24 protein-coding genes are annotated in these 26274 nt (G+C 70.4%); 17 read left to right on the top strand and 7 right to left on the bottom strand.

What is annotated here, in order from left to right; translation table 11 throughout:
• Positions 1 to 314: 314 nt before the first annotated feature.
• From ACFOYY_RS38585 to ACFOYY_RS38555, 7 genes are all read left to right on the top strand, one after another.
• Positions 315 to 1142 carry an amino acid ABC transporter permease gene (locus tag ACFOYY_RS38585; protein WP_352014492.1) on the top strand — a complete coding sequence of 276 codons (828 nt, stop codon included), beginning with the start codon at positions 315 to 317 and terminating at the stop codon, positions 1140 to 1142.
• An 8-nt stretch (positions 1143 to 1150) separates the two neighbouring features.
• A complete protein-coding gene (locus tag ACFOYY_RS38580) occupies positions 1151 to 1900 on the top strand; it encodes an amino acid ABC transporter ATP-binding protein (RefSeq protein ID WP_449343631.1) in 750 nt (249 codons plus the stop codon).
• Between the two features lie 138 nt (positions 1901 to 2038).
• Positions 2039 to 2938, top strand: coding sequence for a transporter substrate-binding domain-containing protein (locus ACFOYY_RS38575; protein ID WP_362913484.1), 900 nt, complete (start codon positions 2039 to 2041; stop codon positions 2936 to 2938).
• 33 nt (positions 2939 to 2971) lie between these two features.
• On the top strand, positions 2972 to 3832 hold the full coding sequence (locus ACFOYY_RS38570; RefSeq protein WP_386196209.1) for a helix-turn-helix domain-containing protein: 861 nt from the start codon (positions 2972 to 2974) through the stop codon (positions 3830 to 3832).
• Positions 3833 to 3958: 126 nt separating this feature from the next.
• The gene (locus ACFOYY_RS38565; RefSeq protein WP_386196207.1) at positions 3959 to 4462 is read left to right on the top strand and encodes a helix-turn-helix domain-containing protein; all 504 of its coding nucleotides are present in this window, start codon (positions 3959 to 3961) and stop codon (positions 4460 to 4462) included.
• A 147-nt stretch (positions 4463 to 4609) separates the two neighbouring features.
• A complete protein-coding gene (locus ACFOYY_RS38560; protein WP_362913488.1) occupies positions 4610 to 6073 on the top strand; it encodes an FAD-binding protein in 1464 nt (487 codons plus the stop codon).
• A gap of 589 nt (positions 6074 to 6662) precedes the next feature.
• Positions 6663 to 6965: a sigma factor gene (locus ACFOYY_RS38555; protein WP_386196205.1), complete on the top strand. Its 303-nt coding sequence runs from the start codon at positions 6663 to 6665 to the stop codon at positions 6963 to 6965.
• 154 nt (positions 6966 to 7119) lie between these two features.
• Here the strand turns inward: ACFOYY_RS38555 and ACFOYY_RS38550 are convergent, their stop codons facing one another.
• The 3 genes from ACFOYY_RS38550 to ACFOYY_RS38540 all read right to left on the bottom strand — a co-directional run bounded on the left by ACFOYY_RS38550 (position 7120) and on the right by ACFOYY_RS38540 (position 10415).
• Positions 7120 to 7407, bottom strand: a complete 288-nt coding sequence (locus ACFOYY_RS38550; RefSeq protein WP_352014484.1) for a carbohydrate-binding protein — start codon at positions 7405 to 7407, stop codon at positions 7120 to 7122.
• 1117 nt (positions 7408 to 8524) lie between these two features.
• Positions 8525 to 9199, bottom strand: coding sequence for a response regulator transcription factor (locus ACFOYY_RS38545; protein ID WP_352014483.1), 675 nt, complete (start codon positions 9197 to 9199; stop codon positions 8525 to 8527).
• A 13-nt stretch (positions 9200 to 9212) separates the two neighbouring features.
• On the bottom strand, positions 9213 to 10415 hold the full coding sequence (locus ACFOYY_RS38540; RefSeq protein ID WP_352014482.1) for a sensor histidine kinase: 1203 nt from the start codon (positions 10413 to 10415) through the stop codon (positions 9213 to 9215).
• Between the two features lie 205 nt (positions 10416 to 10620).
• On the opposite strand from ACFOYY_RS38540, the gene ACFOYY_RS38535 reads away from it, so the two are divergent.
• Positions 10621 to 11307, top strand: coding sequence for a hypothetical protein (locus tag ACFOYY_RS38535; RefSeq protein WP_386196202.1), 687 nt, complete (start codon positions 10621 to 10623; stop codon positions 11305 to 11307).
• A gap of 99 nt (positions 11308 to 11406) precedes the next feature.
• Here the strand turns inward: ACFOYY_RS38535 and ACFOYY_RS38530 are convergent, their stop codons facing one another.
• A complete protein-coding gene (locus tag ACFOYY_RS38530) occupies positions 11407 to 11823 on the bottom strand; it encodes an SRPBCC family protein (RefSeq protein ID WP_386196200.1) in 417 nt (138 codons plus the stop codon).
• Between the two features lie 102 nt (positions 11824 to 11925).
• Between ACFOYY_RS38530 and ACFOYY_RS38525 the strand changes: the two genes are divergently transcribed.
• The 4 genes from ACFOYY_RS38525 (at position 11926) to ACFOYY_RS38510 (ending at position 15717) form a co-directional block, all read left to right on the top strand.
• Positions 11926 to 12387 carry a MarR family winged helix-turn-helix transcriptional regulator gene (locus ACFOYY_RS38525; protein ID WP_386196198.1) on the top strand — a complete coding sequence of 154 codons (462 nt, stop codon included), beginning with the start codon at positions 11926 to 11928 and terminating at the stop codon, positions 12385 to 12387.
• Positions 12388 to 12448: 61 nt separating this feature from the next.
• On the top strand, positions 12449 to 12949 hold the full coding sequence (locus ACFOYY_RS38520) for a SigE family RNA polymerase sigma factor (RefSeq protein WP_386196196.1): 501 nt from the start codon (positions 12449 to 12451) through the stop codon (positions 12947 to 12949).
• On the top strand, positions 12946 to 14082 hold the full coding sequence (locus ACFOYY_RS38515; protein WP_386196195.1) for a hypothetical protein: 1137 nt from the start codon (positions 12946 to 12948) through the stop codon (positions 14080 to 14082). Before ACFOYY_RS38520 ends, ACFOYY_RS38515 begins: the two co-directional genes overlap by 4 nt.
• A 432-nt stretch (positions 14083 to 14514) precedes the next feature.
• On the top strand, positions 14515 to 15717 hold the full coding sequence (locus tag ACFOYY_RS38510; protein WP_386196193.1) for a methyltransferase domain-containing protein: 1203 nt from the start codon (positions 14515 to 14517) through the stop codon (positions 15715 to 15717).
• A 38-nt stretch (positions 15718 to 15755) separates the two neighbouring features.
• Here ACFOYY_RS38510 and trpS read toward each other — a convergent pair whose 3' ends face one another.
• On the bottom strand, positions 15756 to 16898 hold the full coding sequence (gene trpS, locus ACFOYY_RS38505) for a tryptophan--tRNA ligase (protein WP_449343630.1): 1143 nt from the start codon (positions 16896 to 16898) through the stop codon (positions 15756 to 15758).
• 179 nt (positions 16899 to 17077) lie between these two features.
• Positions 17078 to 18031, bottom strand: coding sequence for an acyl-CoA desaturase (locus ACFOYY_RS38500; protein WP_386196191.1), 954 nt, complete (start codon positions 18029 to 18031; stop codon positions 17078 to 17080).
• A gap of 261 nt (positions 18032 to 18292) precedes the next feature.
• On the opposite strand from ACFOYY_RS38500, the gene ACFOYY_RS38495 reads away from it, so the two are divergent.
• The 4 genes from ACFOYY_RS38495 (at position 18293) to ACFOYY_RS38480 (ending at position 23626) form a co-directional block, all read left to right on the top strand.
• The gene (locus ACFOYY_RS38495) at positions 18293 to 19591 is read left to right on the top strand and encodes a cytochrome P450 (protein WP_386196189.1); all 1299 of its coding nucleotides are present in this window, start codon (positions 18293 to 18295) and stop codon (positions 19589 to 19591) included.
• On the top strand, positions 19588 to 21159 hold the full coding sequence (locus tag ACFOYY_RS38490) for a peroxidase family protein (protein ID WP_386196187.1): 1572 nt from the start codon (positions 19588 to 19590) through the stop codon (positions 21157 to 21159). The genes ACFOYY_RS38495 and ACFOYY_RS38490 overlap by 4 nt, the downstream gene beginning before the upstream one ends.
• Positions 21156 to 23300 carry a hypothetical protein gene (locus ACFOYY_RS38485; RefSeq protein ID WP_386196185.1) on the top strand — a complete coding sequence of 715 codons (2145 nt, stop codon included), beginning with the start codon at positions 21156 to 21158 and terminating at the stop codon, positions 23298 to 23300. The genes ACFOYY_RS38490 and ACFOYY_RS38485 overlap by 4 nt, the downstream gene beginning before the upstream one ends.
• Positions 23301 to 23365: 65 nt before the next feature.
• Positions 23366 to 23626 (top strand): hypothetical protein, encoded by a 261-nt coding sequence (locus ACFOYY_RS38480; protein WP_352014471.1) that lies wholly within the window; start codon positions 23366 to 23368, stop codon positions 23624 to 23626.
• Between the two features lie 198 nt (positions 23627 to 23824).
• Here ACFOYY_RS38480 and ACFOYY_RS38475 read toward each other — a convergent pair whose 3' ends face one another.
• Positions 23825 to 25270, bottom strand: a complete 1446-nt coding sequence (locus ACFOYY_RS38475) for a flavin monoamine oxidase family protein (RefSeq protein WP_386196183.1) — start codon at positions 25268 to 25270, stop codon at positions 23825 to 23827.
• A gap of 281 nt (positions 25271 to 25551) precedes the next feature.
• Here ACFOYY_RS38475 and ACFOYY_RS38470 point away from each other — a divergent pair.
• Positions 25552 to 26274: M55 family metallopeptidase (locus ACFOYY_RS38470; RefSeq protein WP_386196181.1), on the top strand; the 723-nt coding region annotated here is incomplete at its 3' end.

The following is a 26274-nucleotide window of genomic DNA, read 5'->3' as shown; positions in this document are numbered from 1 at the left end:
CGGCCCAGATCGAGGCGGCCAAGGAGATGGCCAGGTCGAAGGGCGGCGCGGTCACCGACGTCTCCCGGCTGACGACGGGCCAGTTCTACCTGACCGCAGAAGAGGTGATAACCAGGGCCAACCCCACCCAGATCTGAACGCTCTCGGCGAACGCGCGAGGAACGCCACCTCGCGCGGTCCACGGTCCGCCGGGTACGGCCACAGGTGACCCCGGCAGGGATGATCAAGCCGAACATGGCATCTGTATCGGGAGATCCCACAAGAGTGCAGTCAGCGTCAAGCTTTGGCGTCGGGGGCGGTTCTACGGTCGTCGCGTGCTCGACGAACTCTCGAAGATGCCCGTCGCACGGCGGCGGCGCCTGGGGTCACGATGGGGGCTCGGCGCGGTACTGCTCGCGCTGACCGCCTGGCTTTGCTGGACGGTCGTCACCAGCCCGAACCTTGACTGGGCGGTGATCGGATCCTATCTGTTCGCGGAACCGATCCTCAGCGGGGTCGGGGTGACGCTGCTGCTCACCGTCTCGACCCTGTTGTTCGGCCTGGTCCTCGGGATGCTGCTGGCCCTGATGCGGCAGTCCGACAACCCGGTGCTCAGCGCGGCCTACGCGGCGTACGTCTGGTTCTTCCGTGGGACGCCGCTGCTGGTCCAGCTGGTCTTCTGGTTCAACCTCGCGCTGCTGTTCCCCAGGATCGGCATCGGGATTCCCGGCACCTCACTCGGCTGGTACGGCGAGGCCAACACGCTGATCACCCCGTTCGTCGCGGCGCTGTTCGGCCTGGCCCTGCACGAGGCCGCGTACATGGCGGAGATCATCCGAGGCGGGTTCCTGGCCGTCCCGCGTGGCCAGGTGGACGCCGCGCTCATGATCGGCATGACCCCGGCACAGGCGTCGCGGCGGATCGTGGTGCCGCAGGCCGTACGGGTGATCCTGCCCGCGCTCGGCAACCAGTTCATCCTCATCCTGAAGGGCACCTCGATGGTCTCGGTCATCGGCGGTGGTGACCTGCTGACCCGCGCCCAGCAGATCTACGGCCAGAACTACCAGGTCATCGCCCTGCTTCTGGTCGCCTCCCTGTGGTACCTGGCGCTGGTCAGCCTGGCCTCGATCGGCCAGCACTACCTTGAGCGGGGGCTGCGGTGAAGGGCGCGGTGAGTGTCAGGGGTCTGCGCAAGTCGTACGGCGCGACCCCGGTTCTGCGGGGCATCGACCTGGACGTGGCCCCCGGCGAGGTGGTCTGCTTCCTCGGCCCGTCGGGCGGCGGCAAGAGCACGTTGCTGCGCTGCATCGCCCACCTGGAGACCGTGGACGCCGGGCTGGTCGCCGTGGACGGGGAAGTGGTCGGCTACGAGCCGAAGGACGGCAGGCTGGTCGAGTCGTCGCCGAAGCGGCTGGCCATGACGCGCCGCAAGATGGGCATGGTCTTCCAGCAGTTCAACCTGTTCGCGCACCTCACGGCGCTGGAGAACGTCATGCTCGGGCCGGTGACGGTCCTGCGGCGCGACCGCAACGAGGTCGCGAGGCGGGCACGTGACCTGCTGGGACGGGTCGGGCTGGCGGCGCACGCGGACAAGCGTCCGGCGCAGCTGTCCGGCGGCCAGCAGCAGCGGGTGGCGATCGCCCGCGCGCTGGCCATGGACCCGTCGGTGCTGCTGTTCGACGAGCCGACGAGCGCGCTCGACCCCGAACTGGTCGGCGAGGTCCTCGGCGTCATGCGCGACCTGGCCGGTCAGGGCATGACCATGCTCGTCGTCACGCACGAGGTGGGGTTCGCGCAGGAGGTGGGGGACACCGTGGTGTTCCTCCACGGAGGTGTCGTCGAGGAGCAGGGCCCGGCACAGCAGGTACTGCGTTCGCCCTCGTCGGAGCGGACGGCGTCGTTCCTGGCCCGCGTCCTGTAAGGGCCGGCGACACCTCGAAGCCCTCGACGCCGAGCCCCGAGCCCCGGGTCCCGAGGCGCCCGAAGCAAGGTCCCCGAGCCACCCCCCCCACGGGCTGCGAAGTACAGCCCGGCATGAGTTCGCAGAGCAAGGAGTGACATGTCAGTCATCACCCGTGGTTGTGTCCTGATCGCGGCCGTGGCCGTACTCGCCGGGTGCGGCACCTCGACGCCGGAGGCGTCCCCGTCCTCGGCCGCGCCCGCCCCGGGAGCCTCGGAGGCCCCGGCGGCGTCCGGCGCGGCGGCGCTGGTGCCCGACCGGATCAAGCAGGCGGGGGTCATCAACGTCGGCACGACCCTGCCGAACCTGCCCTACCTGCTGACCGACTCGGCCAACAACATCACCGGGGGCATCACCCCGGAGGTCGGCAAGGCGGTCGCCGCCAAGCTCGGCCTGGAGTACAAGATCCAGAACGTGGCCTGGGAGGCGCTGCTGCCGGGCGTCGCGGGCGGGCGGTACGACATGGCCGACGACGGCATCTCCGACACGCTCGAACGCCAGCAGATCGGCTACTTCGTCGACTACATGCAGTCCTCGCAGGTCCTGGTGACCAGCAAGGACAAGGCGGCGACGATCAAGTCACTCGACGACGTCTGCGGCAAGAAGGTCGCCGCGATCCGCGGCACGACCGACGTGCAGGTGGTCAAGGACGCCTCGAAGAAGTGCGCCGACGGTGGCAGGCCCGCCGCGGAGGCGGTCGAGTTCCCCACGGCCCAGGACGCCGACCTGGCGCTGCGCTCGGGCCGGGTGGACGTGGAGGTGCTGGTCGCCGAGACCGCCAAGTACGCCATCAGCCAGGGCTCGCCGGTGGCGATCGTGGCCGAGGGCTTCGCGCCGACCTACGTCGGCATGTTCGTCGCGAAGAAGGACAAGGCCTTCGCCGACGCCCTGCTGGCCGCGCTGAAGGAGCTCAAGGCGGACGGCACGCTCGACAGGATCCTCGACGGGTACGGCCTCAAGCCCATCGACGAGCCCGGAATCAACCTCGCCACGTCCTAGGGCCGGGTTCCACACGCAGAGGGGGTGAGCCGGATGTTGCCGATGCATGAGATCGAGGTGCCGGTACCGATGGGGCTCTCGCCCTTCGCCGTCGGTACCTTCGACGAGATGGGGTCGTGGTCGCGGGCCGCCTTCCCGCACCGTCACGTGTTCTACGAGATCCTCTACGTGAGCGCGGGAAGCGGCACCCACACCGTCGACTTCAGGTCGTCCCCGATCCGGCCCGACACGATGTACTTCATCGCGCCGGGCCAGGTCCACCACTGGACGTACGAGGTGCCCATGCAGGGCACGCTGGTGCTGTTCACCGAGGAGTTCCTGCTGTGGCAGGAGGAGCCGCCCTTCTTCCACGGCCTCAGCGAACGTGCCGAACTGCGCCTTTCCGGCGTGGAGGCGGAGGGCATGGCGCGGTTGCTGGGGCTGATGCGCGAGGAGTACCGGGGGCGGGGCGCCGGGTTCGCCTCGATGCTCCAGTCGTACCTGCAGATCCTGCTGGTCACCAGCGGACGTCTGCTTGAGGCGGGCAACGGCGGAGGGGTCGTCACGCGCTCCTCGATACTGGCGCGGGCCTTCACCCGGCTGGTCGCCAAGCACGTGATCGACGTCCGTTCCGTCCGGGCCTACGCGGAACGGCTCGGCGTCACCTCGGGGCACCTGGCGGAGACGGTCAAGGAGGCGACGGGACGCAGTCCGGGTGAGGTGATCAGGGACGCGCTCACGCTTGAGGCCAAGCGGCTGCTGGTGCAGAGCGACCTGTCGGTCGCGCAGATCGCCCGCGCGCTCGCCTTCGACGACGCCTCCTACTTCGGCCGGTTCTTCAAGCGGGAGGCCGGGGTGACGCCGGGGGACTTCCGTAAGGAAATCCGGGAAAAGTACCAGCCTGGCCGTACCTAGTGCCTGTTCCCGCAGGTGAACACCTCCTTAATGTGGGAGAAATCCCAGTGTTGAGGAGGTCCGTGTGACTCGTGGGGTGACGACCGGCGGACACATCGGCGAGACGGACAGGGGCGTCGGTTCCTGATGGGCGAGACGATGTCGGTGACGTACGTCTCCGCCGAGGACGCCGGGATACTGGTGCTCAGACTGCCCGGACACCTGGCGGCGGACTCCGCGACCGTCGAGCGGTTGAAGGACGCCGTGCGGCACACCGCCGCCGGCTTCGTCGAAGCCGGTCCCAACGAGGGTCCCCGTGACGGCCTGATGCCCAGGATCCGTGCCTACATCGACGCCAACCTGGGCGACCCGGGCCTGTCACCGGAGTCGGTGGCCTCGGCGCACCACATCTCCACCAGCTACCTCTACAAGCTGTTCGCCCGGCAGGGCGTCTCGGTCGCCCGCTGGATCAGGCAGCGCCGCCTGGAACGTTGCAGGAAGGACCTGTCCGACCCCCGGCTCGGCGGCAGGGCCGTCGGCGAGGTGGGCGCGCAGTGGGGGTTCGCCGACTCCTCCTACTTCAGCAGGGTCTTCAGGCAGACGTACGGCTGCTCGCCCCGGGCCTACCGGCACGGTCTCAAGGCCTCCTGAGGCCGGTCCCGGTCCCGAACCCCGAGGGTTGAGGCCGGTTTCGAGGCGTCCCGATCCCCGGAAAACGGTTGTACACGCGGACGCGCGATGCGCAATGTCACGAAAGGCGCGTTGTCCCCATATAGCTTGATCACTAGCGTCTCAAACGTGGTTACACGACGACGATTCCTCGGCACGCTCGGTGCGAGCGCCCTCATTGTCGGCTTCGATCCTGTGGAGCGGGCGTGGGCGACCGGTCCCGGCTCCGGTGGACTCCAGCGCATCCCTCACCTGGACGGCGTCCTGCTCACCGATCTCGCCACCCGTCAGGCCGACGGCCGTGACCTCGGCAGGATCGTGAAGCGCCTACCCCGCGCGGTGCTTCGGCCCGGGTCCGTCCGCGACATCCAGAAAATGGTCCGCTTCTGCCGCGAGCACCGCATCCCGGTCTCCACCCGCGGCCAGGGGCACTCGACCCACGGGCAGGGGCTCACCGACGGTCTCATCATCGAGAACCGGTCGCTGTCCGCCATCCACTCGATCGGCCCCGACTCCATCACCGTGGGCTCCGGCGCACTGTGGCGGGAGGCGGCCGACGCCGCCGCGCCCCGCGGTCTGACGCCCCCGCTGTTCACCACCTACGTCGGGCTCTCGGTCGGTGGAACGCTCTCGGTCGGCGGCGTCCCCGCGCAGAACAACTTCGGTGTGCAGATCGACCACGTCCGCGAGCTTGAGGTCGTCACCGGCGACGGCCGCCTGCACCGGTGCTCGATGGACCGCGAGCGGGACCTGTTCGAGGTGATGCTCGGCGGTCTCGGCCAGTGCGGTGTGATCACCCGCGCCACGCTCGACCTGGTGCCCTCCCGCTCGCTGGCGCGCAACTACATGATCCGCTACCCGGTCACCGAGGTGGCGAGGGCCTGGGACGACCTGCACATCCTGCTGGACAGGAACGAGGTCGACGGCTCCTACCTGCTGATGTCCGTACCCGACGGCACGAACATCACCTGCCAGCTCAACGTGGTCGTCTTCCACGACGCCGACACCCCGCCCAACGACCAGCGCCTGCTGCGTGACCTGAGTGTCTCCCCGGCCTCCGCGGAGATCGAGAACAGCACCTACCTGGGGTGGGTGAAGCGCTACGACCCGGTCATCGAGCTGTGGCAGCGACAGTGCGCCTGGGACGACCTGATCAAGCCGTGGTTCGACGTCATGCTTCCCGGGGAGTCGGCCGAGGCCTACGTCTCGGAGGTCATGCCGTCGCTCACCGCCCGCGACTACGGCCCCCCGACCGGCATCGGCTTCCTGTTCCCGCAGCGGCGGGCCAAGCTGACCAGGCCGTTCTTCCGGGTTCCGCCGGGCGACAGCGAGTACGTCTACCTGTTCGACATCCTCACCTCCTCTCCCGCGCCCGGCCCCGACGCGGCCTTCACCGCCGAGATGCTGGAGCGCAACCGCCGTCTGCACGCCAAGGCGCGGGCGATCGGCGGGACCCGCTACCCCATCGGCTCCCAGGACTTCACCAGGGCCGACTGGCGCGCCCAGTACGGCGACCGGTGGGCGGACCTCGTGCGCCGCAAGGCGAAGTACGACCCCGACCACATCCTGACCCCCGGCCCGGGGATCTTCTGACCACGTCCGGGTCCCGCTCCGCGAAGAGCGGGACCCGGGCAGGTCCAGGGCCTCGAAGAACAGGCCGATGTACGGCCCACGGTCGCTCGGGCACCCAGCGCGGGGTCCCAGTTCGTCGGCTCCCGTGAACCCGGTCAAGGAGTGAGCGGCCGACGGCCCCGGCCGTGCGGATCCCGTGGACGCGCGCCCGGCAGGCCGCGGTACGCACGGTCGATCCGATGCGGGAGCCGCCGTCATCGACCGGTACCGCACCGCCTCGCAGGCGGCGCTGAGAAACAGGCCACAGCCGGGGGCATGGAACGTCCTGATCCCGTCCGCGCCCAGGGGCGGGGCCGCCATCCTGGTTGCCACCGCCTCCGCGTGTTCCGGGGCGTGTGCGGTGCCACCGACGCCGAACGGCAGGCCATCGAGCCGGTATCGTCATGGACGACGGCTCGCGCGAGCCGCCCCTCCCACGTGGCCCTGACGGTCGGTTCGCACAGGGGCGCTTACCGGCTTCCGCCTCCAGGGCATCGGCGGTGCCGGCTGACGCGCGCCATAGATCCGTGAGCTCTCCTCCATCTAAGGGTGCGAGACACGAGGAGAGCCCTTGCACCCTGACCATCAGCGCGACTTCACCGAGTTCGTCGCCGGCCGATCCGACAGCCTGATCAGGCTCGCCTACGTCCTGACCAACGACCGGCACGCCGCCGAGGACCTGCTGCAGACGGCGCTGGCCAAGACGGCCGCCCACTGGCGGCGCATCCGAGCCAACCCGGAGGCGTACGTGCGCCGGGTCATGTACCACGAACAGGTCGGGCGGCGGCCGCCGGCCTCAAGCCTGTACTCCACCGCCGTCCTGGTGGCCCCGGCGGTCATACCTGGACGCTCACCGGGGAGGGCACCCCGGTGAGCGTCTTCGGCGAACCAGCGGAGCCGGTCCGTTGGCCGCCCGGACGGGAGGGGTGGAGGCGGCGGCCGGGTCGGGAAGCCCGGTCGTCCGCCTTCACCCCATGGCTGTGACGCTCATCCACGAGCCGCCCGTGCTGAGGTCGGGCGGGGCGTCATCAGGTGATGAGCCGCCACAGAGCGGGGGTGGTCGACGGATCACCACCGTCCGCCGACGAGTGGGCCTGGACGCACTTGTAGGTGCAGCCGTCGCAGGTGACCAGATCGCCGGCCGTGTAGTTACGTGAGGCCGACCATAACGGCCACACGACACCCGGATTGGTGATGCGCGCCGGGCGTGAACCCCCGACGGGAGCGGCCAGGGCAGCGGCCACGCCGTACAGGATGACGCCCACGGAGACCATCGCGAATGTCGCGACGGCGGAGGGCACGCGGTCTGGTTTCATGTGACTCCTCGGGAGAGGGGAGAGCGAGCGTCCCCACACTGCCCTGGGCCCCGGGGGTATGAGGAGCCATCGCTTTTGCATATCCCCGTTGTATGGTTCGCGCATCGTCACGATCGCCTGTCCCGTGCGGCGCACGGCCGACGGCGCCCGACCGGCTCCCGTCCGGCGGGATACGCCGTTCACGCTGGTCACAGCGGTCGCGTCAACCCTCACCGCCTCACGGGTCCCGCGTCCGCCCGGCCGCGCCGAGTGTTCCGGCGGCCCTCGAACACTCACGTTCGCGGCCATACCGTTTGCCCACTCTCACGCGCGCATTACCCCCCCTCACACCGACGCCGGTCACCGCCGTCCCATGGGGTACGGTGACCGGCTTACCAGGCCTTCTACCCGGCGGTCGTCCTAGGCGAGGGTCCACTGGGTGCCGATGGGCCTCCTGACGAAGCGGTTCCCCGACCGGGAGATTCTCCGTGCGCCGGGAGCGCTCGCTTTCCCGATGTTTCCACGGACTCCGACGACGGGTTGCTCGGCTCCGTTGCGGGACCGTGTGGCGATAGAGCCTTCTCCGCCATTGTTTCTGAGGTTGCCGGCGCGATTTTCATGCTTTTCTGAAAACGCTCCGCATATCGCGGACGGCGTGGCGGCCGGTGTGCTCGCGATGGTCGGATCGACTGCTTTCTTCATGTCGCTCTCCTGGTGGAAGGCCCGTGACGTGCTCGACATGTCACGGGAGGGGTAAAGGGGATGCAGGTGAAGAATGGCAGTACATAGATATACACCATGGTGTACGAAACGGCCAAGATCGCGATCGAAAATAGATTTTTATCCGGACCGGGAGTCGTTTGAATCCATTCGAATTCAATTTCAGAGAAGCTGGAACGCCTCCACTGCCACGCCCAAAACCAGACCACTCCACCAGGCCCGGCCACCCCGCCCGGCCGTCCTCGCCCCGAGCCCCGGGGTTATGCCCCCTCATGGACGCGAGCCTCGTCCCAAACGATCGATCAAGGCGGTTCTGGAGCCACCGCGGTCCAGGACACGGTGACGAGGAGCCCGGCAGCCGGGTGGCGAGCCGCCGTACGCGTCCGCACCACTCTCGGGTCCGCGTGGGTGGCCTGCGTCAGTCGCGCTGTTCGCCGGGGCGAACCAGTCCGCTCTCGTAGGCGTAGACCGCCGCCTGCACACGCGTGGTCAGGCCGAGCTTCATCAGGATCCGGGACAGGTGGGTCTTGACGGTGGCCTCGCCCAGGTGGAGCCGGCCGGCGATCTGGATGTTGGTCAGCCCTCGCGCGAGCAGCTTCAGCACGTCCGTCTCGCGGCCGGTGAGCGTGTCGAGCTCGCTCGGCCGATCCGTGCCCCTCGCGGAGGCGGGCCAGTCGGCGAACGCGGCGATCACCCGCAGCGTGACGGCCGGATCGAGCAGCCCGTCGCCGGCCGCGACCGTCCTCAGCGCGGTGACCAGTTGTTCGGGCGGCGCGACCTTCAGCAGGAAACCGCTCACCCCGGCACGCAGCGCCGCGGTGACGTACTCGTCCTCGTCGAAGGTCGTCAGCACGATGACCTTGCTGTCCGGGTGGTCGCGGACGAGCCGGTGGGACGCCTCCAGCCCGTTCATGCGCGGCATGCGCACGTCGATGAGCACGACGTCCGGACGGGTGCGCGCGACGAGTTCGAGGGCCTCGGCCCCGTCGGACGCCTCGCCGACGACCTCGATGTCGGGCTCGCCGCCGAGCACCAGCCGCAGGCCGGTACGGATCATCGCCTCGTCGTCGACGAGGGCCACGGTGATCGGCATCGTGCCGTCCTTGTCAGACTCGGGGGAGAGGGAACCGGGCACGTACGGCGAAGCCGCCGTCCGGCTCCGGGCCGGTGTGCAGACTGCCCTGTACCATCGCCAGCCGTTCCCGCATGCCGACCAGGCCGTGGCCGATCCGCCGCCCGTTGGGCGGGGTGGCGGGAGCGAGGCTGTCGCGGGCCTTCGCTGTCCTGGCCCGCGTCCCGCTCCCCGAAGGGACGGGAGCGGGGGAGTTGTGCACTTCCATGGTGAGCGCCCGGCCGGTGTAACCGATGGCGACCGAAGCAGGCGCTCCGCCCGCGTGCTGCAACACGTTGGTCAACGCCTCCTGGAGCACCCGGTACGCGGTGACGTCCAGCACCGGCGGCAACCGGGGCAGGTCGGAGGGGGCGTCGAGGGTGACGGCCAGCCCCGCGGCGCGTACGTCGGCGATCAACTCGTCGAGCCGGGCCAGCGACGGCATGAGGGCGAGCGGCTCGCCGTCGACGCGTTCGCGCAGGATGCCCACCAGGCCGCGCATCTCCTCGACGGTCTGCCGCCCGAGACGCTCCAGCCCGGCCACGACCTCCTGCTCGGCAGGGCGGTCGGCGAGCAGTCTGCGCAGCGCGCCGAGTTGCAGGGTCATCACGCTGACCGAGTGCGCGACCGCGTCGTGCACCTCCCGGGCGATGTGCGTACGCTCCTGCACGACGGCGGCCTTGGCGACGACCTCGCTCTGGGCGTCGAGGGCGGCCGCGAGCTCGGCCAGCTTGACGGCCCGCTCGCCGTTGCGCCGCGCCAGCAGCCCCATGGACCAGCCCGGCAGCAGGATCAAGGGGACGAACAGCAGCTCCCACGGTGAAGCCGTGACGGCGGCGGTACCGGCGAAGGACGCACCCGCGACGCACAGCGCCACGACCGAACGCCACCGTGGCTCGCGCCAGCCCGCCCAGGCGACCGCCCCGAGCAACCCGAGCATCGTCGCGCCGCTGACCCCGGGCGCGCCGAACACCACCATGCCCACCGGCAGGCAGGCGGCTGCGACGACCGTGCCCGCCAGCGGCCACCAGGCCGCCGGTACCAGGCCGACGCCCATCACCACGCCCGAGACCCAGACGGCCGTGGAGGTCGCGTCGAAGAAGTCGTCCAGCCGGACCTCCGCCACGGCCAGTGCGGCGACCAGAGGTCCGAACACCATCGGGATGAGGCGTACGTTCCTCAGCCGGCTCATCGTCATGACCACCGATCGTAATCACGCTCACCGCCCGCCGACTCCGCCAAACGACGGACCCCGGCAGCTCGGGGCGTCCGCCGAACAGCGGACCCGGCCGCGGGCGGGTCCGCCACGAAGGGGACCCGTCACGGTGCGCGATGGCTGATCCGCCGGTCCCCGTCCCGGCGAGAGGGTGAGGCCCGCCAAGAAAAGCACCAGGAGGTAAGAGATGACCCCCCTCACCCCGTCCCCGGAGCCCGAGGCCCGCGTCGCGGAGCCCGCGGCCCGGTTCCTGCGGCCGGCCGGTGGCGTCGCGCTGGTCGCCGGGCCCGTGCTGGTGTTCGCCGGGATGATGACCTGCCCGCCGCAGAGTTCCGACTCGACCGCCGACTACGTCACCGCGCTGGCCCGCGACTTCTTCCTGACCGAGCTGTCGGCGATCCTGCTGCACTACGGGCTGCTCGTGGGCGCGCTGGGCGCGCTGGCCGTGCCCGGGCTGGTACGCGGGCGCAGGGGCCGTCTGCTCACGGTGGCCGGGGCGCCGGCCGCCGCGGTGAGCATGCTGAACGTGTCCGGCGCCGTGCGGGACGACTGGTGGCGCATGATCCTGGGCCGGCAGCTTGAGATGGACGCCGCGGTGCGCCTGTCCGACGCCGTGGACAAGGCCGCGTTCATGCCGCTGTGGAGCGGCACGGAGATCTTCGCCTTCCTCGGCCTGCTGGCCCTCAGCGTGGGGCTCGCCCGAGCGGGCGTGGCCGGATGGTGGCTCACCGTGGTCTACGTCGCGGCCTTCGTCGGAATGATGTTCATCCCGATCCACCTGACATATGTGGCGGGCACGGTCTTCACCCTGATGTTCCTGCCGCTCGCGGTCGCCGGCGTGCGCGTACTGCGGCGCGAGCGGGCCGGTGCGTGACCACGATCCGCTTGGCGCCTCGTACTTTGACGGTCTTGGAGCCGGGCGGGAACCCACCGGCCCGATCGCCTTTCGGCGGTGGGTTCCCGTGCGTCGTGGTCAGGCCGCGGCGAGATGGGTGGTCAGGCTGTCGAGCAGGAAGTTGCTGCCCTGCTCGGCCTGGTCGCGGTCCTCCGCGGTGTCGAAGGTCTGGGAGAGGCTGATCTGGGTGCGCTCGCCGTCGGCGGTCAGGTCGAGAGTCATCAGGACGGGCTCGTCGCGGCCGGGCACGTTCATGCCCATCACCAGGCGCTTGTTCTCCACGACCTCGACGTAGCCGCCCGTCAGCGGGACGCGGGCGCCGCCGGGGATGACCATGACCGAGCTCCAGGCGCCACCGGGACGGACGTCCAGGACGACTTCCTCGGCACTGGCCCACACGGCGTATTCGTCGGCGACGGTCCAGGCGGCCCACACCCTGTCGGCCGGGGCGTCGAGGGTCCGGGTGATGGTGTAGTCGAAGCCGGTGGTGCTCATGGTGGGACTCCTTCGTCTGTGCCGGAGGTTGGGGATCAACTGATCTCAAGGTATAGTAATGATCAGTGATAGTCAATGATCGTGAATAATTGGGGAGTCGAGATGGACGCCACCGCCGAGGAGCCGGACTTGGGGATGTTGGTCGGGCAGCTGGGCCGGGCGCTGCAAGAGGAGCTGTTCGCCCGGCTCGCCGAGCAGGGCCACCCCCAGGTGCGGCCACGACACGGCACGGTGCTGGCGGTGCTGCCCGCCTCAGGTGTGCGGGCGACCGAGCTCGCGCAGCGGTCCGGGCAGCACAAGCAGATCGTCGGGGTCATCGTCGACGAGCTGGAGCGGCTCGGCTACGTGCGCAGGGAGGCCGACCCGGCCGATCGGCGCGCGAAGCTCGTCGTCCCCACCGAGACCGGTCTGGACGAGATCGACAAGGCCCGCGCCATCCTGGCCCGGATCGAACGGCGGCACCGCCAGGAGCTGGGAGACGACGACTACCGGATCTTCAAGGCCGCCCTCGGGCACATCACCCGTTCCCAGCGGGCTTGGCAGGCCCGCGACCGGAAGGGCTGATTCAACAGTTCGGCCTCCTCGGCCGTCTATCCCGTGACGGGACGAGGAAAGGCAGGGGCCGGTGGAAGACGATTCCCGCTTCGAGGAGTTCGTGGCGGAACGCGCTGATGCCCTGCTGCGCTACGGCTATCTGCTCAGCGGCAATCCGCACGGCGCCGCCGACCTCACGCAGGAGGCGTTGATCCGGCTGCACCAGGCCTGGCCACGGGTACGACGGAAACAGGCCCCCGAGCCGTACGTCAAGATGATCATGGCCAGGCTGCACGTCAGCATCTGGCGGGTGCGCAGGCGTGAGGCGCCGGGCTGGGCGCTGCCCGAGACGGCGCGTTTCGACAGCCCGCCGTCCGACAGCGACGAGGGGCTGTGGCAGGCGCTCGCCACCCTGCCGCGCAAGCAGCGGGCCGTACTGGTGCTGCGTTACTACGAGGACCTGTCCGACACGGAGATAGCCGACGTGCTCGGCGTCTCCCGGGGGACGGTACGCAGCCACGCCTCACTCGGCCTGGCCAGGCTCCGTTCCGTCCTGCCCAGCCCCTCAGCGATCAACGGGAGCCCCGCATGACCGACAGGTTGGAACCCCGTCTGCGCTCGGCGCTCGGAACCGCCGCCACGCGTGCGCCGCAGGCCCCGGCGAGGTTCTCCGCCGAGGTGGTGCTCCGGTCGCGGCGCCGCCGTACGCGCAGGCACGCGCTGGTGGCGGGCGTCTGCGTCGTCGCGGTCGCCGTGCCGGTCGCGGTGACGGTCACCCGCGACACCGGGGGAGGCGGCATCGCCGCCGTCGTCACCGCGACCCCCACGGCCTTCGAGGACCCGCTCAGGAACCCGGACCCCGTCGGGAAGCGCCTGACGATCGACAACCCCTCGGAGGGCCGTCCCCTCTCGCTCTGGTACGCCAGGGCGAGGAACGGTGCCACCGTCTTCTGCCGGAAGTACACCTCCAGGACCGGAGGGGGAACGGAGTTCTGCGGCGAGGGGCCGGTGATCGACGGCGCGGAGGCGACGGACCAGGGCTCCACGGAGTCGTTCCCGCCCCCCGTCACGGGAAAGGTCCTGCATTACGGCACCGCCCAGGCCGGGATCGCCCGGGTCGTGGCCGTACGCGAGGGAGGCGGGCGGGCCACCGGCACGCTGCGGACGCCGCAGGGCGCCCCCCAGGCCATCTGGACCGTGACCGTTTCCGCGGACGAACCGGTTACCGCGTTCGAGTTCCTGGACGGCTTGGGCAGGACGGTCAAAAGGATCGAGCGGCAGCCCCCGGTGTTCCCCGAGACCGACGCGAAGCCGGTCGGCTCGACCGTGGAGATGCCCGGCGGCCTCGTCGTGGGCCTCTACGAGACGCCCGACAGGTCACTGATCTGGAAGCTGGGGGGACGGGCCGTCGCCATGAACACCCTCTCGCCGGGAGGGCCGCTGACCGACATGGGCGGCAGGCCCATGAAGGCGGAACTGCGGGAGCACGAGGACCGCTGGTTCGGCATCACCGGCGCCGGGACCGCCCGCGTCGCGCTGGTCCTCCGGGACGGTACGACGGTGACCGCCGACACCAGGCCGGAACCGTGGCAGGCCGGCGACTTCCGGATGTTCGCCGGAACGCAACGGCGCACCGACGACATCTACGCCGAGGGCTTCGAACTCGTCGGCTACGACAGGGACGGCGCGGAGCTCTGGCGCGAGGACCACGGCCCCACGCGCTAGAGGCACAGGGCAGCCGTACGGCAGGGCGGTCAACGGGGGCGGCCGTCCTGCCGTACTCGGTGCGAACCCGGCGAGATCCGGCAGGCGGGAAGCCGCGCCGACACCCACCCGAGAGGTCGAGGAACGGCACCAAAAAGAACCATAAGCCACCATGATTTCCGGGTTGCCGTGGAAAACAAGGTAAATTCCATCCTCAATGGACTTCCTGTGTCCAGGGCCCCGAAACGGCGGGAAGAAAAGCGACGTAAACCTTTCCTGGGAATCCATGTGTCACCGTCGTGACCTGTCCCTACGCTGGGTGCGAGTGCTCTGTTTCGGGGGCGGGACACGGGAAGAGGAGCAAATGGAAGACCGTAAGGAAAGGTGTGAGCCTCGCATTCTCGGGGCGATGCCTTCACGGCTGGACGGTGACGCTCATCGGGGCCGGAAGAAATGACGACCTCGCACCAGGACCGGCGAGCACTGCGTGACATGTTGCGGAAGTCGGGCGTGCTGACCCCCGACTGGGGGGCCGCCTTCGAGGTGGTTCCCCGGCATCTCTTCCTGCCCGAGGTGATGTGGCCCTCGACCGAGGAGGGGCACACGGCCGTCTCCAGGATCCACGACCCCGACGGGTGGTGGCACTGGGCCAACGCCGACGTGCCCATCGTCACCCAGTGGGACGACGGCACCCACCTCGGTCTTCGTCACGGCGTGCTGGCCACCAGCTCCAGTTCGATGCCGACCGCGGTGTTCTCCATGTTCGCCGAACTCCTGGTGTTCGAGGGCGCGAAGGTCCTGGAGATCGGCACCGGCACCGGCTGGTGCGCCGCCCTGCTGTCGGCCCGGCTGGGCGAGAGGAACGTGGTGTCGGTCGAGATCGACGAGGAGGTGGCCGACACCGCGCGCAGGTCACTGGCCGCCGCGGGCTGGCACCCCGAGATCGTCGTCGGGGACGGCCTGCTCGGCAGCCCGGAGCACGCGCCGTACGACCGGGTTCTCGTGACGGCCGGGGTGCGTGAGGTTCCGCACGCGTGGATCGAGCAGACCAGGCCGGGCGGGGTGCTGGTGATGCCGTGGGGCACCCACTACACCGGGCAGAACCCGCTGGTGCGGCTGGTCGTCAACGACGACGGCAGCGCGGGAGGGCGTTTCTCCAGCGCCGCGCGGTTCATGCATCTGCGGTCCCAGCGTGACCGCCGGGTCACCCGGGCCGACTACGTCCCCGGCGACGAGTGGCCGGGGGACACCCGCCGGTCGTTCACCGACCTGCCGGTGGACGAGGTCATGGACGACTCCGGCTACGCGGTCTTCGACTTCGTGGCCGGCCTGCTGGTGCCCGGGTGCGTCCACGCCCACGGCCGCACCCGGTCCGGCAACCGGACCATGTGGCTGTACGGCCTGGACGGCCCGTCCTGGGCCGCGGTGTTCTTCGACGAGGAGTACTCCCTGGAGTCGCGGGTCTTCCAGGGCGGGCCGCGCGACCTGTGGGACGAGGTCGAGGCCGCCCACCGGTGGTGGACGGAGCAGGGACGGCCGCGGCACGAGGAGTTCGGGCTGACGGTCACCGCGGACGGCCGCCAGGAGGTGTGGTTCCGGGAGCCCGCAGTCCTCCTGCCCCGGTCCGAGGCCGCGCCGGCTGAGGCGGGCGGCTGACGGGACACCGATCCCGGTGTCCCGTCAGGGCGGGGCAGTCAGTAGTGGCTGTTCATGGCGGCGCGTACCTCGGCGAGGGTGGCGTCGGCCACGGCCCTGGTCCGCTCGTTGCCCTCGCGCAGCACCTTGCGGAGGTGGGCGCGGTCCCGGGCGTACTCGGCCCGGCGGGCCCTGATCGGCGCCAGATACTCGTTGACCGCCTCGGTCACGGTCCTCTTCAGCGCGGCGGCCCCCGCGGAACCGATCTCCTCGGCCACCCGCAGCGGAGAGTGGTCCAGGCACAGGGCCGCCAGCAGGACGAGGGAGGACACCTCGGGGCGGGCGACCGGGTCGTAGGTGATGTGCCGCTCGGCGTCGGTCTTGGCCCCCCTGATCAGGCGGGCGGTCGCGTCGGCGTCGGCGGACAGGGCGATGGCGTTGCCCCGGCTCTTGCTCATCTTGGTGCCGTCCGTCCCCAGCAGGAGCGGGGCGTTCGACAGCAGCGCCTCGGGCTGGGGGAACACCGCGGTGCCGTCGCCGTACCGGTCGTTGAAACGGCGGGCGACGGTCCGGGTGAGCTCCAGGTGGGGAAGCTGGTCCTGGCCGACCGGGACCAGGTTGGCCTTGCAGGAGAGGATGTCGGCGGCCTGGTGGACGGGATAGGTGAACATCAGGCCGTTGACGGACGACTGGCGCGAGTGGGCGATCTCGTCCTTGACCGTGGGGTTGCGGTTGAGCTCGGAGACGGAGACGAGGCTCAGGAAGGGCAGCATCAGCTGGTTGAGCGCGGGGACGGCGCTGTGGGTGAAGATCGTGCTGCGCGCCGGGTCGATGCCGATGGCGAGATAGTCCAGCACCAGTTCCTCGACGTACTCGGTCAGGTTGTCCGCCACGTCACGGTCGGTCAGGACCTGGTAGTCGGGGATGATCACGAACATCTCCACCCCGAGGTTCTGCAGCCGCACCCGGTTGTGCAGCGTGCCGAAGTAGTGCCCGAGGTGCAGCCGCCCGGTCGGACGGTCACCCGTCAGCACCCGGAACCGCCCGGGGTCCTTGAGGATCAACTCCTCCAGTACGGCGCTGCGGGCCTGCGCGGCGGACATGCCGAGGGTGTCGGGCGCGTCGGGCGTTCCAGGTGCTTCCGGCGTTTCTGGCGCTTCCGGCGTTGCGGTGGAAGGGGTCGTGGTCTGGACGGTGCTCATGAGGTCTCCTGGTGGGTCGGTCGAGCCGTCGGGACGACACGAGCCCTGGTCCAGGAACACGAAAGGGCCGTTCATCCGAACGGCCCGGTCATGCGCGAGAGGTGCCGCTCCTACGAGGAGCGCCACCAGCTCAGACATGAGGAAGAGTACACACCCCCATGATAACCACCGTCCGGGACCTAACCGTCTGACCGGTGGGGGAGGCGGTGGGCGGTGAGGCGGTGGGGGTTGGGCCAGTGGACGTCGTCGGCCCAGTTGGCCAGTTCGAACCAGCGGATCAGGCGGGCGCTCGGGTCGAGTTGTCCCCTGAGGACCCCGTGCCTGGCACAGGTGGGTTCGGCGTGGTGCCAGTTGTGCCAGCCCTCGCCGAGGGTCAGCATCGCCACCCAGCGGACGTTCGACGAGCGGTCCCTGGTCGCGAACGGACGGTCCCCGAAGGTGTGGGAGACGGAGTTCACCGACCACGTGACGTGGTGCACCACGGCGTAGCGGACCAGGCCGCCCCAGAACAGCGCGCTCAACGCCCCCTGCCATGACATCGACCACAGCCCTCCGACGACCGTGGGCAACACGAACGACAACGCCACGACGGCCGGGTAGGCGGCGTCGAAACGCCGGACGTCGGGGTCGGCCAGCAGGTCGGGTACCCAGTGCGACCGGCTCGACCGGCGGCGCGCGGTGTAGAACCAGCCGACGTGGGCGTGGGCCATGCCGCGCAGCAACGCCAGGCCGCTCTCGCCGTACCGCCACGGGGAGTGCGGGTCGCCCTCGCGGTCGGCGTACTTGTGGTGACGGCGGTGCTCGGCGGCCCACAGCGTGACCGGCCCCTCGACGGCCAGGCCGCCGGCCAGCATCAGCGCGATCCGCAGCGGCCTGCGGCACCGGAAGGAGCGGTGGGTGAACAGCCGGTGGTAGCCGATGGCGATGCCGAAGATGTTGACGAAGTACATCACGACCGCGATGACCAGGTCGCGCGGCCCGACCCCCCACCCCCACGCGGCCGGTACGGCCAGCGCCAGGAGCACCGCGGGAAGCACCACGAGGACGACGAGGTAGGCGGCCCTGCGGCCGGTGGGGACCGTGACCGTCTCCGCCGTCCGCTGGTCGGGGCGTGAGTCGGGCGACGGGGCCACGTTTTCTCCCTGCGGTCGGATGGGGCTTATTGAACGTCCGTATTCCGGCGCCGTGGCAGTCGCCCGAAAGTGACATGATAATCACTTAGAGGCAGCAAAACACTCCATAGAGTAGTCATCGGTGAATCCCTCGCGACCCTCCTAAATTGTTGTGGCCACCCGATGTGACGACCCGTGTTCGCTCCGGCTTTCCAGGGGTCCGGAGAGACTCCGGAAAGCCCCGGAGAAATCCGGGGAGACCGGGGGAGAAGGGGCCAGGACATGGGCGCTGTCGACCAGACGACCACCGGTGACCACCTGAGGAGATACGACGAGACCCTGGCCGACGATCCGGTGTCCGCGCTCGCCCTCGTCCTGCGGTGGTTGCGCGCCGACTGGCGTGACTTCCTCGCGGAGCTGCGCGAGCACAGGCCGGTCCTCGTCACCCCGGCCTTCACGGTGGTGACGAGATACGCCGACGTCGTGGAGGTGCTCTCCAACGAGGAGGTCTTCACGGTGCGCTCCTTCGGGCCGCGCCTTGAGGCCGCGCTCGGCGCGCCCTTCATGCTCTCCAGGGACGCCACCCCGATGAACTGGCGTGACAAGGGGCTGATGCGGGTCATGCTCCCCCAGGCAGACGCGGCCCGGGTGCGCGACACGGCAGGGCGGCTGGCCGACGAGGCGCTGGACGCCGCCTGGTCCCAAGGCCGGGTCGAGGCGGTCCACGAGCTGTTCCGGCACGTCGCTCTCGGGGTCTGCGCCGAGTACTTCGGCCTGCCCGGCCCCGACCCGGCGACCCTGTCACGCTGGACGAGGGCCGTCATCGTGGACGGTTTTGCCAACTTCCAGGGCGACCCGGAGATCCAGGCGGCGGCCGTCGCCGCGGGCTCCGAGCTGACCGCCCACCTGCACGGCAGGCTCGCCGAGCGCAGGGCCGCGCTGCGGGCCGGGCTCGACCTGCCCGACGACGTCTTCACCAGGCTCGTCGGCACCGTGCTGCCCCCGGGCACCGGGTTCGACGACGAGCGGGTCGTGATCAACATGGCCGGGCTGCCCCTGGGGTTCGTCGAGAGCGGCCCCGGCGCCATGGTCGAGGCGGTCGAGCAGCTCATGCTGCGCCCCGAGGTGTACGGCCAGGCGGTCGAGGCGGCGGCGGAGCCGGACCCGGCGCGGTTCGACTCCTACGTCTGGGAGGCGCTGCGGTTCAACCCGTTCTTCAAGCTGCTGGCCCGGGTGTGCGTGCGCGACCACGTCCTGGCCGCGGGCACGCCGCGCCGTACGGTGATCCCGGCGGGGACGTTCGTGCTGGCCGCGCCCGCCTCGGCGATGTTCGACGCCGACGTGGTCGAGGCGCCGGAGGAGTTCCGTACCGACCGGCCCGCCCACCACCGGCTGTTCTTCGGTCACGGCCACCACGCCTGCCTCGGCGTGACCCCCGCGAAGGTGATCATCTGCGAGGCCGTACGGCGGCTGCTGCTGCGGCCGGGGGTGCGGCGGCTGCCGGGGCCGGAGGGGGAGATCGTCCGCGCGCACGGCATCTTCCCGGACAGGTTCGTGCTGGCCCTGGGAGACGCCGGATGAGAGCACGTGGCATCGCCACCGACGGGGCCTCGAACCGGTTACGCTTCCTCGCCCTGACCAGGGGGCGCGCCCTGTGGGAGGCGGCCCAGGCCGTGCCTCGCGTGCAACGTCGCCTCAACGCCACGCTGATCGACCACGCGATCCGCGAGATGCCGCCCCGGCCAGAGCCGCTCAGCGCCATGGCCGACTACACCTCGTGGACCTCGCTGACCGACCGCACCTACAGCGGCAGGCACCTGCCGCCGGTCACGGCCGACGACAGCCGCAGGCCGTCCCCCGAGCGGGCCGCCGACCTGTTCGCCCGGGGCGACGCCATGATCCCCTGCCCCCGTTCGACCGTGCTGTTCGCCTACTTCGCCCAGTGGTTCACCGACGGCTTCCTGCGCGGCGACAGCAACGTGCCGCGTGACCCGCGCAGGAACACCTCCAACCACCACATCGACCTCAACCAGCTCTACGGCCTGACCCCGGAGGCGACCGCGGTGTTACGGTCCTTCGAGGGCGGGCGGCTGAAGAGCCAGATCATCGAGGACGGGGAGTTCCCGCCGTACCTGTGCGAGGGCGGCGAGATCAAGCCGGAGTTCGCCCCGCTGAAGGTGGTCCGCCTCGCGGAGGTCGACGCCGCACGGCGTGACACCCTGTTCGCCGTCGGCAGCGACCGGGGCAACATCCAGGTCGGGTTCACGATGCTCACGGTGCTGTTCCTGCGCGAGCACAACAGGGTGGCCGCCCTGCTGGCCGAGCAGAACCCGCGCTGGGACGACGAACGGCTGTTCCAGACGACCAGGAACATCCTCATCGTGCTGCTCATCAAGCTGGTCGTCGAGGAGTACGTCAACCACATCACGCCCTACCACTTCCGCTTCATCCTCGACTCCCGGCTGTCGGCACGACTGGCCCACGCGCCCTGGCAGCGGGAGAACTGGGCCTCGGTCGAGTTCAACCTCGTCTACCGCTGGCACGGGCTCATCCCCTCCCGGCTCTCGGTCGGTGACGCCGACCTCCCGCTGGCGCGGACCCTGTTCGGCGCCGAGCTGATCCCCGGCCCCGGGATCGGCAGGCTCTTCGAGGACGCCTCCCGGCAACGCGCGGGCCGGATCGGCCTGTTCAACACCGATCCCGGCCTGCGGGAGGTGGACGTGGCCAGCGTCGCCGAGTCACGCGCCCTCGGCCTGGCCCCCTACAACGCCTACCGAGAACACTGCCGGTTCCCCAGGGTGCGGCGGTTCGAGCAGATCACCGGCGACCGGCGGGTCGTCGAGGCGCTGCGCGAGCTGTACGGCGGTGTCGACGACGTCGACCTGTACGTCGGGTTGTTCGCCGAGGAGCACGCCTCCTCGGAGGCCATCCTGCCGCCGTTGCTGACGAAGATCATCGCCATCGACGCCTTCTCCCAGGCGCTCACCAATCCGCTGCTGGCGCCGAGGGTGTTCAACGCCGCGACCTTCTCCCCGCTCGGCCTGCGGATCATCGCGACCACCGGGACGCTGTCCGACGTGCTCAACCGCAACATCCCGGAGGAACCACGCCCCCGCTACGTCAGCATGGGCCGTGAGGTGGGGAGATGAGCGGGCGGAGCCGCGACCACGCCGCACTGCTGCGGGCCGCGGCCTGCGAACTCGTGGACATCGGCGTCACGATCCACGAGGTGTCGACGCACGCCACGACCGCGCTCACCGAGAGCGCCGCGCCCGGAGCCGTGGTCCGCGCGCCCGCCGTCGCCTACCGGGCGGAACGTGCGCTGCTGCGCGCCGTCACCAACGTTCAGGGGCTCGGCTACGCCTTCACGGGCGGGCCGCTCGGAAGTCTGGCCGCCAGGCTCGGCGTGCTGGGCGGCGCGGAGAGCCTCACCGTCCGCGTCCTGGCCACCTCACTGCGGCTGCGCATCGCGGCCGCCGCCGTCGAGCATCCCGAACTGCGCGACGACCCCATGCTGACCAGGCTCGTCGAGGCCGCGGCGGCGGACCGCGACCTTGAGGCGGTGCGCGCGCTGCGGGCCCTGTTCAAGGACCGCGGCGCGGTGCGCACGCTCAGCACGCTCGCGCCGATCTTCGGTGAGGTGCTCGCCCTGCGGGCCCTGCTGGACGAGAACCCGTTCAACGACGAGGCCGCCTGGCTGATCGCGACGGGACGGGGCTTCGCGTCCGCCGACCCGATCACCGGCCTCGGCAACAGGGCCGTCGCGGTCCTCGACACCGGCGAGGGAGCCGCCCGCCGCGTCGACCTGGCCACCGTCGAGTCCGTACGGCTGAGCCAGCGGGGCTCGCTGCTCGGCTTCCTGCGCAACATCGGCCTGCTCGGCACGACGGGCCGGGTGCTCATCCAGAGCGTCGAGGACGACGAGGGGACGACGCGTCACGTCGTCCAGGCGCCCGGCATGCGGGTCGGACTGCCGGACGACAACTCGCCGCAGGACCTGCTCGGCGCCTTCAGCAGCGCCGTACTCGACAGCAGTCCCTACAGCCGGGCCCTGATCAGAGCGGTGGAGGACTACGGCGTGCCGCGCGGTGAGGAACTGGCGCTCATCGGGCACAGCGCGGGCGGCGCGGCCGTCATGAACCTCGTCCAGGACGCCGCGTTCTGCGCCCGTCACACCGTCACCCACGTCGTGTCCGTCGGCGCGCCCATCGACTTCAAACGGCCCGCCGACCCACGTGTCCGGGTCGCCAGCGTCACCAACCAGCACGACATCATCCCCACCCTCGACGGGCAGGGCGCGGGCACGTGCTTCGACCTGCACCCCGACTGGTACGTCGTCGACTACTTCGACCCGACCCACCTCTTCCCGCGCTGCCACAGCATGGAGCACTACATCGCGAACCTGGCCGACGACCTGCCCGAGGCGCGGGAGCGGATCGACGCCGAACTGGCCCCCTACCGGGGGCGGGTCGTGCGGTCGCAGGCCTACCAGCTGTTCGACCGGGCTCCCCGCCCGGAGGGGTTCCCGTTCCTGACCGTGCCCACCTACCTGGCCGAGACGCGGGACGGGTCGGTCGAACTGCCGGTCAGATGCCAGGACGGCGGCTCCCTGACCGCCTACTTCGCCGCGGACCCGGCCGCCACGGCCGCCCTGCTCGTGAGCACCGGGCTCGGGCCCGCCGTACGGGTCGGGGGGCGTGCCCTGGTCGCGGTGCACGCCTCGTGGAACCGGCGGACCAGCCTGGGCGAGTACCACGAGGCCCATCTGGGGGTCGTGGTGCCCGACCCGTGGCGTTCGCGGTCGATCCGGGTCTGGCCCGACCTGCCGCGTGGCGCCGACCGGCGGCGTTCGGGCAGCTTCCTGGCCGGTTCCGTGGTGGACACCGCCGTCGTCCGCGCGGTCGCGCCCCGGCTGTGGGGCGGCGAGCCGTACGTCATGCCGGTCGAGTTCGACCTGACCGGCGGGGCGGTGCGGGTCACGGTGGGCGAGCTCACCGACCGGGTCCTCACCCTGACCGGCTCCCTCGGCCCGTGGGTGCCCGCGAGCGACCGCGACATGGTCGCCTACGCGCGTCACGAGGGGGCGACGTTGCGCTCGTGCGTGCGGACCCGGGGCCTCGGCCGGGTGCATCTCGCCCCCCGGGTACGGCTGGTCGTCGGGCGCTCGGCCAACCCGCTGACGGGGCGGCTGCGTGAGCTGGGGCTCGACGGCGCCCGTCCGTTGCTGTGCCTGTCCACGATCACCAGGCGGACGCTCCAGGAGGCGTGCGTCCCGGTGCGGACGGTCTGACCGCCCTGAAACCGGAGAACCGGAGGCGGCCCGACCGCCCCGGGACCGGAGAACCGGAGGAACGAATGCCTTCTTCCCCCGACAAACCGGATGCGCCGCAGCGGATCGCCGCGCGGGTCGAACTGCTGCGCTCCGACGTCCGAAGACTCGCCGACTGCGCCGAGCGCCTGCGCAGGATCGAGGCGGAGCTTGAGGAGGGCGGTGCGGCACCGCCGTGGCTGCGCGAGTCGGTACGGGCCCACCTCGACGCGTGCGCGGTGGCCGCGGCCGACCTGACGGAGGCGGAGGCCAGACTGAGCCGCTACGCCGAACGACTCGGCGGCTGACCGCCCGAGGCGGCGGTGGGGGTTCGGTAGGCGGTGAAGGCCGGGCGTGGGGCGAGGTGTTTGGTACGGCGTGGCGGTGGGGGTTCGGCCTGGTGAGGAACGTCTGGCGCCGTGGGAGGTGTCTGGTACGGCGGTAAAGGCCGGGCGTGGCGTTTGGTACGGCGCCCGGCGCCGGGGGAGAGACGCCGGGCGCCGGGGTCAGGACGCCTCGTGGATGGCCTGGGCCGCCTTGAGCCCGGACTCCAGGGCTCCTTCGATCCAGGCGTGCCACAGCGAGCAGTGTTCACCGGCGAAGTGCACGCGACCCTCGGGGGCGATGATCGCGTCGTGCAGACTCGTCTGCTGGTGCGGCTCGAACAGGGCGAAGGCCCCCGCCGCGTAGGGGTCGTCGTACCAGGCGTGCGTCACGCCGAACTCGATGTGGTCGTGGATCTCGGGGTGGATCTTGGCGACGTCCTCAAGCGCCTGCTCGACCCGCTTCTGCGGCGACATCGCGCCCCACCTCAGGGCGTCCTGTCCCCAGGTGTAGCTGGCCAGCAGGACCGAACGCTCCTCGTCGCGGGCGTTGTGCGAGGGGTAGCAGATGCGGCGGATCGGCAGGTCGGTGACCGTGGTGCCGCCGACGATGCCGTCCGTCCGCTCCCAGAACGGCCGCCGCACCTGGAAGAGGATCTTGGTGGAGGCGTTGTAGTTCAGCTCGCGGATGGCGCGCTGCTTGCGGCGCGAGAAGGCGGGCCTGACCTCCACGTCACGCAGCACCGAGAACGGGATCGTGCAGATGGCGTAGTCGCCGGTGAGCGTCGTCCTGCCGGAGGCCGTCCTGACGTGCAGGGTGACCGAGTGGTCGTCCTGCTCGATGGCGGTGACCTCGTGGCCGAACCGGATGTGGTTCCTCAGCTCCCGGTAGAAGGCCGTCGGCAGCAGGTCCGTGCCGCCCTCGATCTCCTGCATGTCCTCGAACGCCCGGCCGATGATCTCGCGGAACTGCTCGATGATCGCCGCGTTCAGGTTGGACTCCCTGAAGCTCATGACGCCGTACAGCTCGATGGCGCCCTCGGAGAAGCCGCGCTCGCGCAGGAACCCGCGGATGGAGTAGCGGTCGTACTCGGCGCAGATGCGGTCGAGCGCGGCCTCGCCCTCCTGGGCGTACAGGTCGTGGATCTCCTGGGTGGCGGTGCGCCACAGGTCTTCGTAGGTGCGGCCACGCTCGTGCTCGGCGAGCTCGAAGTCGATGATGCCGGGGTTCTCGTTCAGCTCCCTGACGGTGGTCCTGACGCCCTGGATGTAGGCGAGGGTGTTCGGATTTCCCATCACGAAAGGCCGCAGGGTGAGCCCGAACCGCTCGCAGTAGGCCAGGGTGAGGTCGTGCACGCGCGGGATGCGCATCGCTCCGGCCTCGGCGTACAGACCGGGGGCGAAGTCCCGCAGGGTGAGGACCCGTCCGCCGACCCGCTGCTGGGCCTCCAGGACGACGGGATCGTGCCCCTGGCGCATCAGCTCGTAGGCGGCGACGAGGCCGGCCATCCCGCCGCCGATGACCAGCACCCGCTTGCGCGGCGTGCCGCCTGAGGTCAGGCCGTGCTCGGCGGTCGCGACCAGGGCGGCGGGGACTCGCAGCTCGTGACTCGGTCTCGGGGCTCCCACCTCGATCAGCTCTTCGGGCGTCGCCGTACCCAGGACCGGCGGTTTGTTGGTGTTCAGAGCTTCACACCCCCTATGCTCACGTAAAGCGACAGTAATATCGCTGTCAGTAATCTCACCTGCTGGGGAGAACGTCAAGACCACCCGGAACATCCATCACGCGAAGGAGCAACGGAGTCATCTCCAAATGAGAGCCGTACGGCTTGGCGGGCGGAACGTATCCCTCGGAGGCGTTCGCGGTGAGGCTGGACGGTGTCGTCCGTGGAGCGTGAGGAGTCCTGAACATGAGGGTCTATGTGTCCATCGACATGGAGGGCGTCGCCGGGATCGCGACCATGGACCAGGTGGTCAGAGGCGGGTACGGCTACCCCGCCGCGCAGCGCCTGATGACCGCCGAGGCCAACGCCGCCATCGCGGGAGCCTTCGACGCCGGTGCGGAGAGCGTCCTGGTCAACGACAGTCACGGCACCATGGACAACCTCATCCACGAGGATCTCGACCCCAGGGCCAGGCTCATCTTCGGCTCCCCCAAACTCGACTGCATGGCCGAGGGGATCAGCGAGGAACACGACGTGGCGCTCTTCCTCGGCTACCACGCGGCGGCCGGTGAACCGGGCGTGCTCGCGCACACCTACTCCTCGTACTTCACCGAGGTCCGTCTCAACGGTCTCGTCGTCTCCGAGGCCGAGGTCAACGCGCTGCGGGCCGCCGCGGTCGGTGTGCCGGTCGGGCTCGTCACCGGTGACGACGTCATCTGCGCCACCATCAGGGACCGGCTGCCCGGCGCGCGGACCGTCGAGGTGAAGGCCGCGCACGGCTACTTCGCCGCGGACAGCCTCTCGCCGACCGTGGCGCGCGAGCGCATCAGGGCGGCCGCGGCCGAGACGGTCGAGAAGGCCGGGGAACTGCCGACCATCCAGGTGCCCGACGAACTACACCTGGAGATCGACATGCCGAGCGCGGCGGCGGCGGAACAGGGCGCGATGATCCCCGGGATGACCCGCACC

This window comes from Streptosporangium jomthongense, assembly GCF_042650425.1.
In the GTDB taxonomy this organism is placed as follows: domain Bacteria; phylum Actinomycetota; class Actinomycetes; order Streptosporangiales; family Streptosporangiaceae; genus Streptosporangium.
Note: the sequence above shows the minus strand (reverse complement) of the source record. Positions and strands in the feature narration are given on the sequence as shown.